Genomic DNA, 17,043 nt, shown 5'->3' with positions numbered 1-17,043 from the left:
CGACCTTTGACAGCCAAGTTGCAGCGAATGGCGGAGCTTGCCGCCAGTACGGCCCGTGCGGTTTCGAATGACCCTGAGCGCTGGGTCGATTTTCTGCGGACGGCGGCCTGGAACTACAAGTATCCGTTTCAGGATCAACTTTTGATCTACGCGCAGCGCCCCGATGCTACGGCATGTGCGACGATTGAAATCTGGAACAAGCGGTTAAACCGTTGGGTCAAGCGCGGCGCAAAAGGCATCGCGCTGATCGAGGATCGGGGCAGTTATTTGGGGCTGCGTCATGTCTTCGATGTGTCGGACACGCAGAGCCGAATCCGACAACCCGTCTCCCTATGGCGCATGGAGGAGCCGGATACGGAAGCCGTCATCGAAACGTTGGAAAATGCGTTTGGCAGTGAACGAGGGCCAGGCATGGAGCTGGTTGACACGCTGTTGACCGCTGCCCGAAACGCGGTGGAGGACCATAGCGCCGATTACGTGCGGATGCTGCTGATCGAGCGCGACAACAGCCTACTTGAAGAACTGGATGAGCCGCATGTGGAGCTGCTATTTAAGGAAGCCGCAGAGCACGCAGTCGCCTTTATGGCGCTGACACGCTGCGGTCTGGAACCCTCCCATTACATCAGCGTTGACGATCTGTCCGGCGTCGGTTATTTCAATACACTCCCTGCGCTTTCTCAGTTGGGCGCAGCGATCAGCGACGTAGCGGAAACGATGCTGCGCGAGATTGAATCCACCGTTCGGGCGATGCGCCGCGATGAGCAGCGAAAAAATGAACGTCAGACAAACCGCACCGTTGCAAGGCCAGCATCCTTGCCGCACAATGAAGCTAAAACAAGTGAAAGGATGATCGAGCATGGAACTGACCTACACGCCGAGCGGGCATTACCTGCTGCCCGACCTGACGTTGACCGAACCGATGAGCATCGGGAAATATGGGATGTTGCGCAAGACGTTTCTCAAGGAGCAGCGGAAGGGAACCTACGCCCACCTGATGCTGTCGGAGCAACTGACCAGGCATCTGGCGGACATCGACCGGACAGCGAGGGAGCAGGTCGACCTGACGATGCAGGAACTGATCCGGCAGCATCCGGCCCCGGACAAGGCGACCGACCCGATGGGCTGGACGAGTCACATGAACAGCTTGAAGCAGCAGGCGGAGGAACTGATTCTCACGGAACTGATTTATCACTAAAATGGTACGACCGGGAAACGGAAGACAGAAGTCTTCCGTTTTTTCATGACCAGGCGATCATCAACGATATGCTTCGCGCCGCGCCTCTTTCCGAGAACAAAGCGGCCATCGAAGCCTTTTTCGATGCAAATCAGGAAGAACGTGAACGAACGCTGTATATTCGCAGTCTGTTCCCTACGGGAGTCACGGAGTTAACGCTCGAAGATGACCTAAAGGCCGGTTTTGAGCCGTACCGCAATGTGCTGCATCTTTGGACGGGATCGGCGGCGCAGCGGACGGCGCAGAGCTTTTACGATTGGTCGGTGATTGCCGGGCATATCGCCAGCATGATAATCCTTAACGAGTTTGATCCTGCTCGTACATCGCTGCCTTCTATTCAGCAGCAGACTCTATGGATGAAGCAAGCGGAGGACGAAAAAGCCTCCGCTTTTTCACTTCCTCAAGCGGCCATCGACGCTGTTCTGCAAGGTGGCAGCGGTTTTGAGAACGGAAAGCTTCGCATCGCGCTATTTTTTGGGCAGTCGTTATCGGCGCAGGAGAATGCTGATTTTCTGAAACGGGAATATGGCACAGGCGGGCGCCTCCCTGCCCTGATCGGCACCGATATTCATGAAAATCACGACAGCAAGGGGATTACGCTGACACGAGGTTCTATTATGAACCCGGACGTTAAAGTCGAGTTGCCGTGGATCAAGGTGCAAAAGCGAATCAGCGAGCTACTGGCAGCGGGCCGTTATCTGAACCGCCAGGAAGAAGAACGGTTGCCTGCCTATGCCGAGCAGCTGGAGGAGCAGCGCAGGCAGCGCGCGGCGGATAAGACGGAACACAAACTGCCGCTGTCGGAAATGCAGCCGGATGAATCACAGCAAACGACCAACCGGGCTCGGGCGCACTATGGGTATATCGAGGGCAGCAAACTCTTTATCGGTGCGGACGAATACGAAATTGCGCAACTGGAGCCGCGAAAGGTTGTGCTGCAGGACGTTCAATTTCCGTTATTCATGCAGGAAATGAATCGCCGGGATTTCGAGCGCATGCTGCGCGAGAATCCGCTGAACGATCATCTGATTTCCGGTCAGCAGGAATCGGATTCGGAACACGCGGAATGGGATACGGAATGGGTGGACGAACCGGAGCAAGCGGAACATTCGGCACAAGATGAGGAGGACAGGATACCTCCCGTTTCCGCTGCCACGCCCGAGATCGAGATCCGGCGTGAATCGACACCGGTCAGCAACTACCGGATCAAGGACAATGAATTGGGATACGGTGGCGCGAATACCAAGTACAAATGGAATGTGGAAGCGATTCGGCTGCTCGGGCAACTGGAAAAGGATAACCGTCAGGCAACTGCGGACGAACAGGCCGTGCTTGCCCGTTATGTGGGCTGGGGCGGGATTCCGCAAGCGTTTGATGATGGCAATCCGCAATGGGGAAACGAATATGCAGAGCTGCGAGATTTACTGGACCCGGAGGAGTATGCGTCCGCCCGCGCCTCCACGCTGAATGCGCACTACACCTCTCCTACCGTCATCAAGGCGATGTACGAATGCCTGGAGAGGATGGGCTTTCGCAGCGGCAACGTTCTGGAGCCTTCATGCGGTATTGGAAACTTTTTCGGCTTAGTGCCGGAGACGTTTGCCGACGCTCGGCTATTTGGCGTGGAGTTGGACAGCATCACCGGTCGCATTGCGCGGCAGCTTTACCCGCAGGCGTCGATTGCTGTCAGCGGCTACGAGCAGACCAGCTTGCCGGATAGCTTTTTTGATCTCGCCATTGGCAACGTGCCGTTCGGCGGCTACGGCGTAGCCGACAAAAAATACGATAAGCACAAGTTTCTGATTCACGACTATTTCTTTGCGAAGACGCTGGATAAGGTTCGTCCGGGCGGCATCATCGCCTTCATCACTTCTAAAGGCACAATGGACAAACAAAACTCGGCTGTCCGTAAATACATTGCGGAACGAGCCGCGCTGCTTGGCGCGGTGCGCCTGCCTAGCAATGCGTTCCTGGCGAATGCAGGGACCGAAGTGACCGCCGACATTTTATTTTTGCAAAAACGGGACCGTATGGTGGCGGTAAGCGAGCAAACCGAAGAATGGCTTGCGCTTGGTGAAACAGCAGAAGGTGTTCCCGTTAATGCCTACTTTGCAGCCCGCCCCGATATGGCGCTTGGCACGATGGCCTACGATGATCGGATGTATGGCAATCAACAGGAAACGACCTGTCGTCCCTACCCGGACGCTCCTTTGGACGAGTTGCTGCGTGAGGCGCTAGCGAACATCCATGCGGAGTGGGTCGACTTGGAACGGGAGGAACAGCCGGAGGAGGAGGAAGTCTCCCAGCCTGCCGACCCGTCCGTTCGTAATTTCAGCTTTGCGCTGGTCGAAGGACGCATCTATTTTCGGGAAAACAGCCGGATGCGACCGGTTGAAACATCAGCAACTGCGGCGGGCCGTATCAAGGGCATGATTCAGCTTCGGGACACGGTGCGCGAACTGATCGAATACCAAACCGAGGATTACAGCGACGAAGCGATAAGGGAGCAACAGCGCAAGCTGGATACGCAATACGAACGGTTCACAACGCAATACGGCCTGATTAACAGTCGCGCCAATAGCCTTGCCTTTTCGGATGACAGCTCGTACTTCCTTCTCTGTTCGTTGGAAGTCATAGATGAGGAAGGACGGTTGCTACGTAAGGCGGATATGTTCACGAAGCGTACCATTCGGCAACGCACCAACATAAAACAGGTGGATACGGCTTCGGAGGCGCTGGCGGTTTCCATCGGTACGAAAGCTCGCGTCGATTTGCCGTATATGGCAGAGTTGACCGGACTCGCGCAAGAACTGCTTGTGCAGGAGCTTCGCGGCGTGATCTTCCCGAATCCTGAAAATCTGGACGAAGAAGGACAACCGATATACGAAACAGCGGATGCGTATTTATCGGGCAATGTTCGTGAAAAGCTGCGCACTGCCAAACAGTTTGCGGCCTTTGACGCCGAGCGGTACGCTGAAAATGTTAAAGCGCTGGAAGCCGTGCAGCCGATGGACTTGGACGCTTCCGAGATTGATGTACGACTGGGCGCAACCTGGCTGCCGCCGGAAGTCATTCGGGCATTCATTTTCGAACTGGTGGATACGCCGTATATGTACCAAACCTCCATCAACGTGATGTATTCCGGCTACACAGCAGCCTGGAACGTTAAAGGCAAAAGCGATGATCGCAGTAACAATATTAAGGCCAATGTCACCTACGGTACGAATCGCATCAATGCGTACAAAATTCTCGAAGACACGCTGAATCTGCGGGATGTACGGATATTCGATACGGCCGTTGAAAACGGTGTGGAAAAGCGGGTGCTGAACAAGCAGGAAACGGCTATCGCGCAGCAAAAGCAGGAAGCCATGAAGGAAGCGTTTCGAGACTGGATATGGCAAGATCCGCAGCGCCGGGAGCAGCTCACGCGACTGTACAATGATCGATTTAATTCCATCCGTCCGCGCGAATATGATGGAAGTCATATCCGCTTCACCGGGATGAACCCGGAAATCCGGTTGCGGCAGCATCAGGTCAATGCGGTTGCCCGAACGCTCTACGGCGGCAATTCCCTTTTCGCCCATTGCGTCGGCGCGGGCAAAACCTTTGCGATGACCGCCGCGGCAATGGAAAGCAAGCATTTGGGCCTGTGCAACAAAAGCATGTTGGTTGTTCCTAATCATCTGACCGAGCAATGGGCTGCGGAATTTTTGATGCTCTATCCGTCCGCGAACGTACTTGTCGCCACCAAGAAGGATTTTGAAACGAAGAACCGGAAGACGTTCTGCGCACGGATTGCCACCGGCGATTACGACGCGATTATTATCGGCCACTCGCAATTTGAAAAAATTCCGATCTCGGCGGAGCGCCAGCGGCAACAGCTTTACGAGCAAATATCCGAAATCACCAGCGGCATCCGCGAGCTAAAGGAAGCCAAGGGCGAGCGGTACGCCATCAAGCAGCTTGAGAGGACAAAGAAGACGCTGCAGGTCAAGCTGGAGAAGCTGAACGACACGAGCCGTAAGGATGATGTGGTTACCTTTGAGGAACTCGGCATCGATCGATTGTTCGTCGACGAAGCAGACTCGTACAAAAATCTATTCCTTTATACGAAAATGCGCAATGTCGCCGGGCTATCGCAAACCGAAGCGCAAAAGTCATCGGACATGTTTGCCAAGTGCCGCTATTTGGATGAATTGACCGAGGGACGGGGCATTATTTTTGCCACGGGTACGCCGATCTCCAACTCCATCACCGAGATGTACACGATGCAGCGCTACTTGCAATACGAGCGGCTCCGCGGGCAAGGCTTGCAGCACTTTGATTCGTGGGCTTCAACATTTGGCGAAACAGTTACTGCCATCGAATTGGCACCGGAAGGAACGGGCTATCGCGCGAAAACGCGGTTTGCCCGTTTTTATAATTTGCCGGAGCTGATGAACGTCTTTAAGGAAGTGGCGGACATTCAGACAGCGGATATGCTCCAGCTTCCGGTTCCCAAAGCCCACTTCCACAACGTCGCTGTTCCGCCGAGCGATTTTCAGCGTGAGATGGTCGCGGATCTCGCCAGCCGCGCCGAACTGGTGCGAGCGAAGCGAGTAGAGCCGCATGAAGACAACATGCTCAAGATCACCAACGACGGACGCAAGCTGGCCCTCGATCAGCGGCTGGCAAACGCCATGCTACCCGATGACGAAGGCAGTAAAGTAAGCGCCTGCGCGGATAACGTCTTTCGGCAATGGGCCGACAGTCGGGATCAGCGGCTCGCGCAGCTGGTCTTTTGCGACCTTTCCATTCCTAAGCAGGACGGAACCTTTAATGTGTACGACGAGCTGCGGCGAAAACTGACGGAGAAAGGCGTTCCGGTTGAGGAGATCGCCTTCATTCACGACGCCAATACAGAAGTGAAGAAGAAGGAACTGTTTGCCAAGGTGCGAACGGGACAGATTCGCATATTGCTCGGATCGACGTTTAAGATGGGTGCGGGAACGAACGTTCAGACCAAGTTGATCGCGCTTCATGACCTCGATTGTCCGTGGCGACCACGCGACCTGGAGCAGCGCAGCGGGCGGATTATTCGGCAAGGCAACCAGAACAGCGAGGTTCACATCTTCCGTTATGTCACAGAGAACACGTTTGACGCTTACCTCTATCAAACGCTGGAGAACAAGCAGCGGTTTATCTCGCAGATCATGACCAGCAAATCGCCGGTTCGTTCTGCCGAGGACATTGATGAGACGGCTTTGTCCTATGCTGAAGTTAAAGCGCTGGCGACCGGAAATCCGTACATCAAGGAGAAGATGGACCTCGACATCCAGGTATCCAAGCTCAAGCTGCTCAAGGCGAATCATTTAAGCCAGCGTTATGCGCTGGAGGATCGGCTGCTCAAAATGCTGCCGCAACAGTTCAAGTCAACGGAGGAACGCATTGCTGGGTATGAGCAGGACGTGGCCTTGTTCATGCGCGCCCAAGCGTCGGAAAAGGCTAGCAGCGACGATTCCCGTTTTCCCGGTATGACCATCAAAGATTACACGTACTCGGAACGTGCTACGGCGGGCGTTGCCCTGCTGGAAGCCTGCAAGGGCATGACCTCTCCCGATCCGCAGGATGCAGGCAGTTACATGGGCTTTTCCTTATGGCTATCGTTTGATAGCTTTGCAAAGGAATACAAGGTGACGCTGCGCGGCGCTTTGGGCCATACGATTACGTTAGGACCGGATGCAGGCGGCAATATGAGTCGAATAAACAACACCTTGTCGGATTTGCCGAATAAGCTCGCCTATTGCCGTGACCAGCTCGCAACACTCAAGCAACAGATGGTAACGGCGAAGGAGCAGATCGAGGCACCGTTCAAGCAGGAGCAGGAATTGCAAACGAAGTCCGCGCGGCTCGCGGAGTTAAATGTGCTGCTGAACATGGACAAAAGGGAAAACGAAGCCGTGGACAGCGTGTCGGATGAAGAACCGGAAGCACCCGAACGGCGGGTTGCGGATCGAGAGCGATAACAGCAATGGAAAGGTATAAATCACAGGACGAAACGGACTCCGGCTTTTGGGGTCCTTTTCGCATTTCTGGAGGTACGCACATGTTGTATGCCATCCCAAGCGGCGGCGGATGCTTTTGCCCGATTCTACCGCCTATTTGTTATGGAACCGATCCGACCGAGGAGGGAGAAACCATGCCGGAATTGGAATTGATATCCAAAGGGAAGAACTGATTTGGAGACACGTATTATTACATCCGTGATTCGAACGGGGTGACCAGTCAAGTCTATGAAAGCGAGTTAGACGCATTCATGAAAAAGAAAGGCGCTTCAGAGTTGAGGGAAAGAAGAGCTTATCTGTATCCCAAAAAGAAGGGTAAGGCACGATGAACAAATGAAGCAGGATGAAAGAAAATCAGCCTTACAATTAAGAGACACGATTTTTAAAGCCCGTTGTGTCTAATTTACTTTTTTCGAGAGGAACTACGGCAATGAGCTATGTAAGCAAGGAACAAATCGAACGTGCAAAGCAATTGGACCTGCTCACCTATTTGCAATGTTTCGAGCCATACGAACTGGTGCGGTGCTCGCGCAACGCCTATTCGACCCGCTCCCACGACAGCCTTAAAATCTCCAACGGTAAATGGTTCTGGTGGTCTAGGGGGATCGGCGGTCGTTCTGCGCTGGACTACCTCATTAAAGTAAGAGGCATGTCGTTTCCCGATGCGGTGCTGCAAATTGACGGTAATCCACCCGTTCACATGGCTCCAGCTACCCCTGCCATTCAGCAGGATGGTTCAAATGCGCGGCTGGAGCTTCCCGAACCGTATGAGAATTCGAATCGCGTCATCGCTTATCTCTCCAAACGCGGCATTTCCCGCGACGTAATTGATTTTTGTCTCAAAACGGGACGACTGTACGAAAGCCGAATGTACCACAACGCGATTTTTGTTGGGTTTGATTTGCAAGGCACTCCGCGCTATGCGGCGATTCGCGGGACAACCAAAACCCGATATATGGGCGAAGCGCTAGGCAGCGATAAACGGTATTCGTTCGCTATACCGGCCGATGACAACGGCACCGAGCTGCATTTGTTTGAAAGTGCAATTGACCTTTTATCATATTGCACCCTTGAGACAATTGCAGGGAGAGACTGGCGACAGTCGCATCAACTGTCGTTGGCCGGCATATACAGCCCAAAAGAAAATAAGGATGAGGGCGTTGCCCCGGCAGCACTCACCCACTATCTGCAAAGCTACCCGGAAGTGGAGCGCATAGTGCTTCATTTGGACAACGATGAGCCGGGGCGCTCAGCCACAATGATGATTCAACAATTACTCGGCCCAACTTACGCGATTTCCGACGAGCCGCCCATCGGGAAAGACGTTAATGACGACCTGAAGGTTTATCGTAAACAGCGCGTGGTACCAAGCCGATAGCGCAGTTCGGTAGAGTGGCATTCAGAGCGGTGTCGGGCGAAAATAGAGATGGCTTTAATATTCTAATTCCGAGGAGGTAGGGCATGAACGAACAAGACGTAACCGAGCGGGACGAGGAGATTGAAAAAGCACTTTTGGAGGCAGAGGAACAAGCGCGAAACGATCCGACACGTTTAGACCATCAAACGGTGATGAAGAGTGTACGCCGGGCAATGGACAAGGAACGTTGATGGAAGTCAATCACCATAATGTTTCGCACGAAGACGCTGAGCGATCAGCGTCTTTTGTCGTTTCGATGCCCTCCCCTTTTTCCCGGCAGGTGCCTTTCAGGGCGACGCGAGACGAATGTCTCGTGTTGCAGCAAGCACTGAATTTGGTCTCCCAAATTCGCTTGTTAGGGGCAAGCCCCTAATACCCCTGCCTCAACAGCACGCTGTTTTATCAAGAATATGGGTTTCAACAAAGATCGGTATTTTTTAGAAACGCCAGAAACTATTTAGCGTTTCATTCGGCTATTTCCTTTGAAGAGGGAAGTGAACATGATGAGAAGACGAGTTATTCGCATTCAGGTATGGGTGAACAATGATGAAAACGCAAGACTTCAGGCGAGCGCGAAAAAATCGGGACTTTCACAGGAGGGTTATATTCGATCTCTGATTAATGGCTATGTTCCGAAGGCGATGCCGCCAACGGACTATTTCGCTATGATGCGCGAGCTTCATGCTATCGGCAATAACCTAAACCAACTCGCAGCGAAGGCCCATGCGACAGGTCATCTGGATCGAGCAGCTTTTCAGCAGGAAGCAGACCACTTGCGCCGCGCCGTCCAGCAGCTTCAACAAGCCGTGACCGCACCGGAACCGAGAAACGAGCTACAAGGAAATTCTAACGTCCATCCACCGTAAAGGGGACAATTGCACATGGCGACCACCGCAATATGGGACGTTACCGACCGCCTCAAGCGTGTGCTGGATTACGCCACCAATCCCGATAAGACCGATCAAGCGCGTGTAGCACATGATGATTTACAGCAGGTGCTCGCTTATACCAGCGCGGATGCCAAAACGGAAAAACAGCTTTACGTGAGCGGAATCAACTGCGATCCGCTTACCTCTTACGAGCAAATGCAGCGAACCAAACTACAATTTCAAAAGACCGATGGCATTGTAGCTTTTCATGGGTATCAGGCGTTTGCACCTGGTGAAACGACGCCGGAGGTGGCACATGCCATTGGCGTCAAGCTGGCGCAGGAGCTGTGGGGAGAGCGCTTTGAAGTCGTGATATCAACCCATTTGGACAAGGAGCACTTGCACAATCATTTTGTACTGAATGCGGTGTCGTTTCTGGACGGTAAACGCTATTACGATAACAAAGCCTCTTACGCGCTGATGCGGCAAACATCCGACCGACTTTGCCGGGAGCATGCCTTATCGGTCATTGAGCAGCCGGAACCGGGCAAGGCCAAGCATTACGGCGAGTGGCGAGCGGAACAGGAAAGCAAGCCGACTTGGCGCGGCTTGATTCGCGAGGACATCGACGCCGCTATCGCCGCTGCCATGACGATGACGCAATTCTTCGCGATCCTTCAAAAGCAGGGCTATGAAATGAAGTCGAACGTCAAGCATTTGGCGGTACGCCCGCCGGGCAAAGAGCGTTTTGTTCGATTGCGCAGTCTTGGCGACGATTACACGGAGCATGCGATAAAAGAGCGTATTCTGCAAAACCAGTTACCGCAGCGTCAGCAACCGTTGCCGTTGCCGCGGCGCAGACGAGCCGTCATCGTTCGCAGCACCCTGCACATCGGACGTAAATTTAGCGGCCTGCAAGCCCTGTATCTGCGTTATTTATTCAAGATGGGGATTCTACCCCATTCCCGCGCATCCCTCAAACGGACGTCTTTTTTATTGCGTGAAGACTTGCGTCATTTGACGGCCATTACGGAACAAACCAGGCTGCTGTGTCGTCACGGCATTTCCAGCAAAGCACAATTGTTGGCTTACCACGCTGGGCTGCAAACGGAATTGCGGCAAGGATACAGCTCCCGCAAAATGCTGTACAACCGACTTCGTTGCTGCCAGCATCCCGAGCAAATCGAATCGTATAAGTCGCAAATTGCTGAGCTTTCCCGTCAGCTTGCGAAGCTCCGAAAGGAGGTGAGGCTTTGTACGGGCATCCTTGCCCGATCCGACGAACTGGCAAACAAGCTGCAACGTAACGAGGAAGACCAATCGACACGAAGGGAGGCCAATGTCCATGAGCAGCGGAACCGAGGCGGCCGATCAGGTCGTCAGCATGAGTCTTCGTGGCATTGAGGTCATGGCGAAAATTTCCGGCGAAGGCGCGAAGCATCTGGCCGTTTATTTGTTCGCCGCCCTGCAAGGGCAAAAACGAACAAGAGGCCGCATTCGTCTGGAAAGCTTGCTGCGCAGCGGCAAGGAACTGAAGGTGTTTGCAGTACGAAATGAAGACTTGCCGACTTTTTGCAAAGAAGCGAAGCGCTATGGTGTCCTCTATTGCGCGCTGCGTGACAAGAAAAATGTGGACGGGCTTTGCGACGTCATGGTGCGGGCCGAGGATGCGTCCAAGATCAACCGAATCGTTGAACGCTTCAAGCTGGCGACCGTAGATACGGCCAGCATCAAGCAGGAGATTGTGAAGTCCCGCAGCGAGAAGCAGTCGGTCGAGCGTGAAGGGGCGGCGCAACCACCGGAGCAACATGCCGGCACACCCGAAGAAGGAGCCAACGAGTCGCCAGCTTCAAATGAGGGAGCGGTAGTGAGCGAAGATTTTTTGGACGATCTGTTGGGAAAGCCCGAGCCGGCGGCGGAGGTGCAGCCGGTAAACGAGCAGCAGGGAACCGATCAACCGGCGGCCGAGGCGTGGGAGGTCGAGCGAACGGAACCGGAGCGTCCGCTTCCCCCCCCGCCGACACAGGAGGAGAGGACAACGGAACCATCCTCTCCGTCCGCGCCTACCTCCGAGCGCAGCGCGGCATACGAAAGGGTTACGATTGACCCTGAAAAGCCGAAGGGAAAAGTGTCCGTCCGCCAATTGCTGCGTGAAATTCGGGAGGAAAACCGGGCGGCAGAGAGCAGACGGCGGCAGCAGGTGCAGGAACCGTCGTTGCCTAAGCGCAGAGATCGCGGGAATTCGGCGTCCGGCAGTAAAGCATCCGTTCCGATGGCCGGGAGTCGAAAGCGAGGGAAATCGAAATGAGCGAACTGGACGAGTTATTCCAGCCCCAAGTCACGACGGCCTCCGGTCAGCGTGAGCAGCCGTTCGACAAAGAAGCGTGGGCGCAAAAAAAGCAAGAACTGCGGCAGTGGACGTATGAGACGATTGATACTGCCACAGCCGCCATTGCGCAAAACGGCGAACAATTTCAGCATTATCTGGACGTACAAAGCCGTTTTGATCTCTACAGCGTCGCGAATGCGCTGCTTATTTTCGCGCAGCGACCGGATGCCACTCGCATTGCTGATTTTGATAGCTGGAAAGAACAAGGCGTCTATATCCGTCGCAAGGAATCCGGATTTTACATCTTGGAGCCAGGCGAGGAATACAAGCGAGAAGATGGGAGTACCGCAATCAGCTACAACCCCAAGAAGATGTTCGATGTTGCGCAAACAACCGCACCGAAAAAGGAATCGCCGATCTACCCGGATGACCGCACGCGCATCAAGGCATTGATGGACCGCTCACCTGTTGCGATTACGATTGGAGATGCCTTGCCTGCGGAAGTTCATGCGCTTTATCAGCCGGATACGCGAAGCATCGTGATACGTCGCGGACTTGGGGCTGGTGACATTTTTCGAGCTCTCGCACAGGAGCTGACGCATGCGGAGATCGATCGCGGCCATAACGACTACAGCCGTTCACATTACAATTTTCAAGCTTACTGCGCTGCGTATATGCTTTGCAAAAAATTCGGCGTCGAGACGGCTTCCTTCCGCTTCGGCAGGGTTCACGAACGGCTCAAGGAGTTGGAGCCGCAGCAAATTCGCGCCGAGCTGACGGTGATGAAGGATGCGGCACACGACATATCCCGTCGAATGCACCGTATGCTGGCCCAGCAGCGACAGCAGCAACCGAATCGCAGCGATTCCACCCGCTAGTCGTGGCATGCTTTTCATTTTTCTGTTGGGAGGAGTGGCGATGAAAGAGGAAGAACGCATCCTGAGAATGGATCATTACGAGCATGGCATTGTCATCAACGCCTTGAATGCGCTCCGCAACGACTTGATCGGCCAGCAGCGGCCGACCGATCCTGTTGACGATTTACTGCTCAAAGCGATTGACGCTCCCTATCAAAAAATAAAGCGCAGGAGTCATCATGCGGCGCGCTGAAACCGCAAGGAGTAATCTTTTACTCTTTGCGGTTTTTTTTATTCCGGTCGTGTGGGCGGCGCTGCTTGCCGCCCCCGCTTTGTCAAAGGGATTACCGGCACTTCTGCTGTATCTCAGCGAGGCGATTAACAATCCCTTCCAGATTCAATGGGTCGAGGATACGCCGCGAAGCTTGTTGCTGTTCACGTTGATTTATGGGATTTCGGTCGGCATCTACTTGGCGTCCCCGCGCAACTATCGGCGGCGCGAAGAGCATGGCAGCGCACGATGGGGCAAGGCCGGACGGATAAATGCCAAGTATCGCGACAAGCAACCGGAACAAAACAAGATTCTGACGCAGCAGGTACGCATCGGCTTGGATGGCCGCAAGCATCGCCGGAACCTGAATGTTCTTGTCGTCGGCGGTTCCGGGTCCGGCAAAACGAGGTTTTACGCCAAGCCGAACGTTATGCAGGCGCATACGTCCTTTGTCGTGCTCGATCCCAAGGGCGAAATTTTGCGCGATACCGGGCATCTACTCAAGTCCGAAGGCTATGACATCAAGGTGCTGGATCTCATCAATCCACACCGTTCGCATGGCTACAATCCATTCGCCTATTTGCAAGACGACAAGGATGTTCTCAAGCTGGTCACCAATCTGATCCGCAATACGACACCGAAGGGCAGCAATACCAACGATCCCTTTTGGGAGCGATCCGAGACCGCCTTGCTGGAAGCGCTCGTGCTATACCTCCTATATGAAGCACCGCCCGAGGAGCAAAACTTCCCAATGGTCATGGAAATGATCGCGGCTGCGGAGGTGCGGGAGGAGGACGAAACGTACCAAAGCCCGCTCGATGAACTATTCGAGCGGCTGGCCATGCGCGATCCGGAACACCTTGCCGTCAAGCAGTACAACATTTTCAAGCTGGCGGCGGGCAAGACGGCCAAGTCCATTTTAATTGGCCTCGGCGTTCGATTGGAGAAGTTCAATTTGCATACGATTGCGGGGATGAGCATGGTCGACGAAATGGAATTGCCCGTTATGGGGGAGAAGAAAACGGCGATGTTTGCCGTCATTCCCGATAACGACAGCAGCTTCAACTTCATTGTCGGCATGCTCTACACACAGCTTTTTCAATGCTTAATGTACGAGGCGGACTATCGGCACGGCGGACGTCTCCCGGTTCATGTTCACTTTGTCATGGACGAGTTCGCCAATGTAGCGCTTCCCGACGAATTTGACAAGTTGCTCTCCACAATGCGCAGCCGGGAAATTTCCGTTTCTATCATTTTGCAAAATTTAGCACAGCTCAAGGCGCTGTACAAAGACGCATGGGAATCGATTGTAGGCAACTGCGACGAATTTTTGTACCTGGGCGGCAACGAACAGTCTACCCACAAATACGTCTCGGAGCTGCTTGGCAAGGAAACGATTGACACCAATACCTACGGTCAGAGCAAGGGAAGAAACGGCAGCTACTCGGTCAACTACCAGCAATCAGGCCGCGAATTGCTCACACCCGACGAGGTGAGGTTGCTGGATAACCGCTTTTGCCTGCTCTTTATTCGTGGCGAACATCCCATTCAGGACGACAAATATGATTTGCTCAAGCATCCTCATGTCGCGCTCACGACGGATGGTAACGGTCTTTCCTATCAGCATGGCGGCGCGGAACACGCCTTGGATTGGCAATCCTTGTTCCTGCATGAAGACGGGGATTATGAGCTTCTATCGGAAGAAGAAGTAGAGGCGCTATTTATATGAAGGGAATGATGAATTTGAAAATGAAAACGAAACGGCTGCTGGCCCTGTACATCGTGCTGATCTTGAGCGGAACGGTGTTCGTCTCCTCTGCTTATGCAGAGGGCGATCCGATGACGACCGTCAACAACCTGTCTACGTTTATCTTCGGTTTAATTCGTGCGATTGGCATGATTATTCTCGGCTTCGGCATTGTTCAGATTGGATTGTCGCTCAAATCCCATGACCCTTCCCAGCGCGCAAACGGGTTTCTGACGCTCGCCGGAGGGGTTATTATTACGTTTACGAAGGAAATTCTTACCCTGATCGCCGGATGAGTTTGAAGCTTTGCATGAAGGGGGGCGGACGTTTCGTCTGTTCCCCGTTTACGGAAGGGGTGAGCATGTGTCAAAAAACAGTTGGGTGATCGACAACCTCGAAAATGCCTTGGATACCTGGAACGATAAGATGAATGAAATCTGGAGCCTCGTTACGCAATCGCCAGCGGATTTTAAGGGTGGGGGCGTTTGGCGTGTCATCACAGATATTCACGGTGCGTTGCAGGCGACGGGACTGGCGCTTCTGGTTTTGTTTTTTGTGATTGGCGTGGTGAAGTCGACCGGCAGTTTTGCGGAAGTGAAAAGGCCGGAGATGGCCGTCAAGCTGTTTATCCGCTTTGTGCTCGCCAAGGCGGTCGTAACCTATGGTCTGGAGTTGATGATGGCTCTCTTTACGATTGTACAGGGGATCATCTCAACGATGATGGGACGCTCCGGGTTTGGAACGACAGAGGCTATGGCCTTGCCGGATACGGTAGCGCAAGCGATTGAAGACGTTGGCTTCTGGCAAAGCATTCCGCTGTGGATCGTCACCATTCTCGGCAGTTTGTTCATTACGGTGCTATCCTTTGTGATGATCCTTTCGGTGTACGGGCGCTTTTTCCGTATCTATTTGTATACGGCAATAGCCCCCGTTCCGCTGTCCGCATTTGCGGGGGAGCCAAGCCAAAATATCGGCAAGTCGTTCCTGAAAGGATACGCGGCAGCGTGTCTGGAAGGCGCGATTATTGTACTGGCGTGTATCATTTATTCTGCTTTTGCCACCGCCCCCCCAGCCGTCGATTCTAGTGCGGGCGCGGTTACGATGGTGTGGACGTATATCGGGGAACTCATTTTCAACATGCTCGTTCTTGTCGGTACGGTAAAAATGGCAGATCGCATCGTGCGCGAAATGATGGGACTGTAACCACCTTGTGAATGATGGGAGTTATCGGATTGCGGTCAAAAAAAGCTTCAATAGCGCCAAAGCATCCTTACGCTGCTTCTCTGTGCATTGATTGAGCGCAGCCATAATCAATGCTGTTTCATCGTAAGGTGTGCCGCTCTCCTCTTGACCCAGAAGCAATTCATTAGGAGAAAGCTTGAGCAAATTGCAAATGCTGAACATCGTTTCAATGGACATTCCGGCTTTACCTCGTTCAATATCGGCGCAAAATCTTGGGACCCGTCCAATTCGTTCAGCCAGTTGTTCACGAGAAATTTCCAAAGCCTCTCGTTGCTTCCGAATGCGTTGCCCCACCTTCTTTTTATCGTAACCTATCATCAAGCGTCACCTCTTTAAAGGGGATGAGTTTATAACTCCCATTATGGAGAAGCACACAATTGACATAAATGAGGTTAAAACTTACCATCGAAGTAGTCTTCTAACATACAACGTGTTTCATTCAAAAATGTCGGCTCTCACAATAAAAACGGGAGGATGGATAAATGAACGAATTGTTAAGAGAGCTGGAAGATGAGCGGCGAAAGCTGAATACGCTTGGTGAACAGTTAATAAAGCAATCCATTTCTTTATCCGGCCATCAAGCATTTCAAGAGCAAAGTCAGAAGGTCGATCAGCTAGTAGCCCGCTATCATCACATGAAAGCCAAGCGGAGGCAGCAGGTAAGGTAAAAGAATTGTGGGGGGAAGCAGTCAATGGAAATTCCACCGTGGTTTCGAACAGCTATTCAAGGTCGATTGGACTACGTTTCTGCACGAATCGAACATCATTCCGATCTAAAGCGTGTTCGTGCTGAAGAAAAGAAAGCATTTCAAGCCTTGTTTGCTGGTATGGAAATGGAGCGCATGCCTGAATTTGATGTTTGGGAGGACAAACACCATTTTAAGCAAGCGATTATGAATGAGTGGTTATATTTACAAGGGATGAGGGATGGTTTTCAGCTTGCTGTGGAACTATTGAGCAATCCTGTGCCATATGATGACGACACACTGATCAAACCTGAACGCAACGAGCCTGAGGCGTAGACTGCTCATCC

At 53.2% G+C, this 17,043-nt stretch carries 14 protein-coding genes; 13 read left to right on the top strand and 1 reads right to left on the bottom strand.

Annotated elements, in window-relative coordinates; all coding sequences use genetic code 11:
• Window positions 1–6: 6 nt before the first annotated feature.
• The 11 genes from B8V81_RS09225 to B8V81_RS09175 all read left to right on the top strand — a co-directional run bounded on the left by B8V81_RS09225 (window position 7) and on the right by B8V81_RS09175 (window position 15,971).
• Window positions 7–7,239: a DEAD/DEAH box helicase family protein gene (locus B8V81_RS09225; RefSeq protein WP_425320487.1), complete on the top strand. Its 7,233-nt coding sequence runs from the start codon at window positions 7–9 to the stop codon at window positions 7,237–7,239.
• 469 nt (window positions 7,240–7,708) lie between these two features.
• Entirely contained in the window at window positions 7,709–8,656 is a 948-nt protein-coding gene (locus tag B8V81_RS09215; protein ID WP_101808194.1) for a DUF3991 and TOPRIM domain-containing protein, read from the top strand.
• 83 nt (window positions 8,657–8,739) lie between these two features.
• Window positions 8,740–8,886, top strand: coding sequence for a hypothetical protein (locus B8V81_RS25180; RefSeq protein WP_156876708.1), 147 nt, complete (start codon window positions 8,740–8,742; stop codon window positions 8,884–8,886).
• A gap of 309 nt (window positions 8,887–9,195) precedes the next feature.
• Window positions 9,196–9,561, top strand: coding sequence for a plasmid mobilization protein (locus B8V81_RS09210; RefSeq protein WP_240479005.1), 366 nt, complete (start codon window positions 9,196–9,198; stop codon window positions 9,559–9,561).
• A gap of 15 nt (window positions 9,562–9,576) precedes the next feature.
• Entirely contained in the window at window positions 9,577–10,968 is a 1,392-nt protein-coding gene (locus B8V81_RS09205; protein WP_028598721.1) for a relaxase/mobilization nuclease domain-containing protein, read from the top strand.
• Window positions 10,910–11,872, top strand: a complete 963-nt coding sequence (locus B8V81_RS09200) for a PcfB family protein (protein ID WP_028598722.1) — start codon at window positions 10,910–10,912, stop codon at window positions 11,870–11,872. The genes B8V81_RS09205 and B8V81_RS09200 overlap by 59 nt, the downstream gene beginning before the upstream one ends.
• A complete protein-coding gene (locus tag B8V81_RS09195) occupies window positions 11,869–12,771 on the top strand; it encodes a hypothetical protein (protein ID WP_028598723.1) in 903 nt (300 codons plus the stop codon). The genes B8V81_RS09200 and B8V81_RS09195 overlap by 4 nt, the downstream gene beginning before the upstream one ends.
• Window positions 12,772–12,811: 40 nt before the next feature.
• Complete coding sequence (locus tag B8V81_RS09190; RefSeq protein ID WP_021877380.1) at window positions 12,812–13,003, top strand: hypothetical protein; 192 nt, start codon at window positions 12,812–12,814, stop codon at window positions 13,001–13,003.
• Window positions 12,990–14,750 (top strand): VirD4-like conjugal transfer protein, CD1115 family, encoded by a 1,761-nt coding sequence (locus B8V81_RS09185; protein WP_101808193.1) that lies wholly within the window; start codon window positions 12,990–12,992, stop codon window positions 14,748–14,750. Before B8V81_RS09190 ends, B8V81_RS09185 begins: the two co-directional genes overlap by 14 nt.
• Window positions 14,747–15,064 carry a glutamyl-tRNA amidotransferase gene (locus B8V81_RS09180; protein ID WP_425320486.1) on the top strand — a complete coding sequence of 106 codons (318 nt, stop codon included), beginning with the start codon at window positions 14,747–14,749 and terminating at the stop codon, window positions 15,062–15,064. Before B8V81_RS09185 ends, B8V81_RS09180 begins: the two co-directional genes overlap by 4 nt.
• A gap of 67 nt (window positions 15,065–15,131) precedes the next feature.
• Window positions 15,132–15,971, top strand: coding sequence for a VirB6/TrbL-like conjugal transfer protein, CD1112 family (locus B8V81_RS09175; RefSeq protein WP_228551416.1), 840 nt, complete (start codon window positions 15,132–15,134; stop codon window positions 15,969–15,971).
• 21 nt (window positions 15,972–15,992) lie between these two features.
• Here B8V81_RS09175 and B8V81_RS09170 read toward each other — a convergent pair whose 3' ends face one another.
• The gene (locus tag B8V81_RS09170; protein WP_101808192.1) at window positions 15,993–16,328 is read right to left on the bottom strand and encodes a helix-turn-helix domain-containing protein; all 336 of its coding nucleotides are present in this window, start codon (window positions 16,326–16,328) and stop codon (window positions 15,993–15,995) included.
• A 164-nt stretch (window positions 16,329–16,492) separates the two neighbouring features.
• Between B8V81_RS09170 and B8V81_RS09165 the strand changes: the two genes are divergently transcribed.
• Window positions 16,493–16,678 carry a hypothetical protein gene (locus tag B8V81_RS09165; protein ID WP_101808191.1) on the top strand — a complete coding sequence of 62 codons (186 nt, stop codon included), beginning with the start codon at window positions 16,493–16,495 and terminating at the stop codon, window positions 16,676–16,678.
• Between the two features lie 24 nt (window positions 16,679–16,702).
• Window positions 16,703–17,032: a hypothetical protein gene (locus B8V81_RS09160; RefSeq protein ID WP_101808190.1), complete on the top strand. Its 330-nt coding sequence runs from the start codon at window positions 16,703–16,705 to the stop codon at window positions 17,030–17,032.
• The last annotated feature ends 11 nt before the right edge of the window (window positions 17,033–17,043 follow it).

It is taken from the genome of Paenibacillus pasadenensis (assembly GCF_002864175.1).
Classification (GTDB): domain Bacteria; phylum Bacillota; class Bacilli; order Paenibacillales; family Paenibacillaceae; genus Paenibacillus_O; species Paenibacillus_O pasadenensis.
This window is presented reverse-complemented; position numbering and strand designations above follow the sequence as displayed.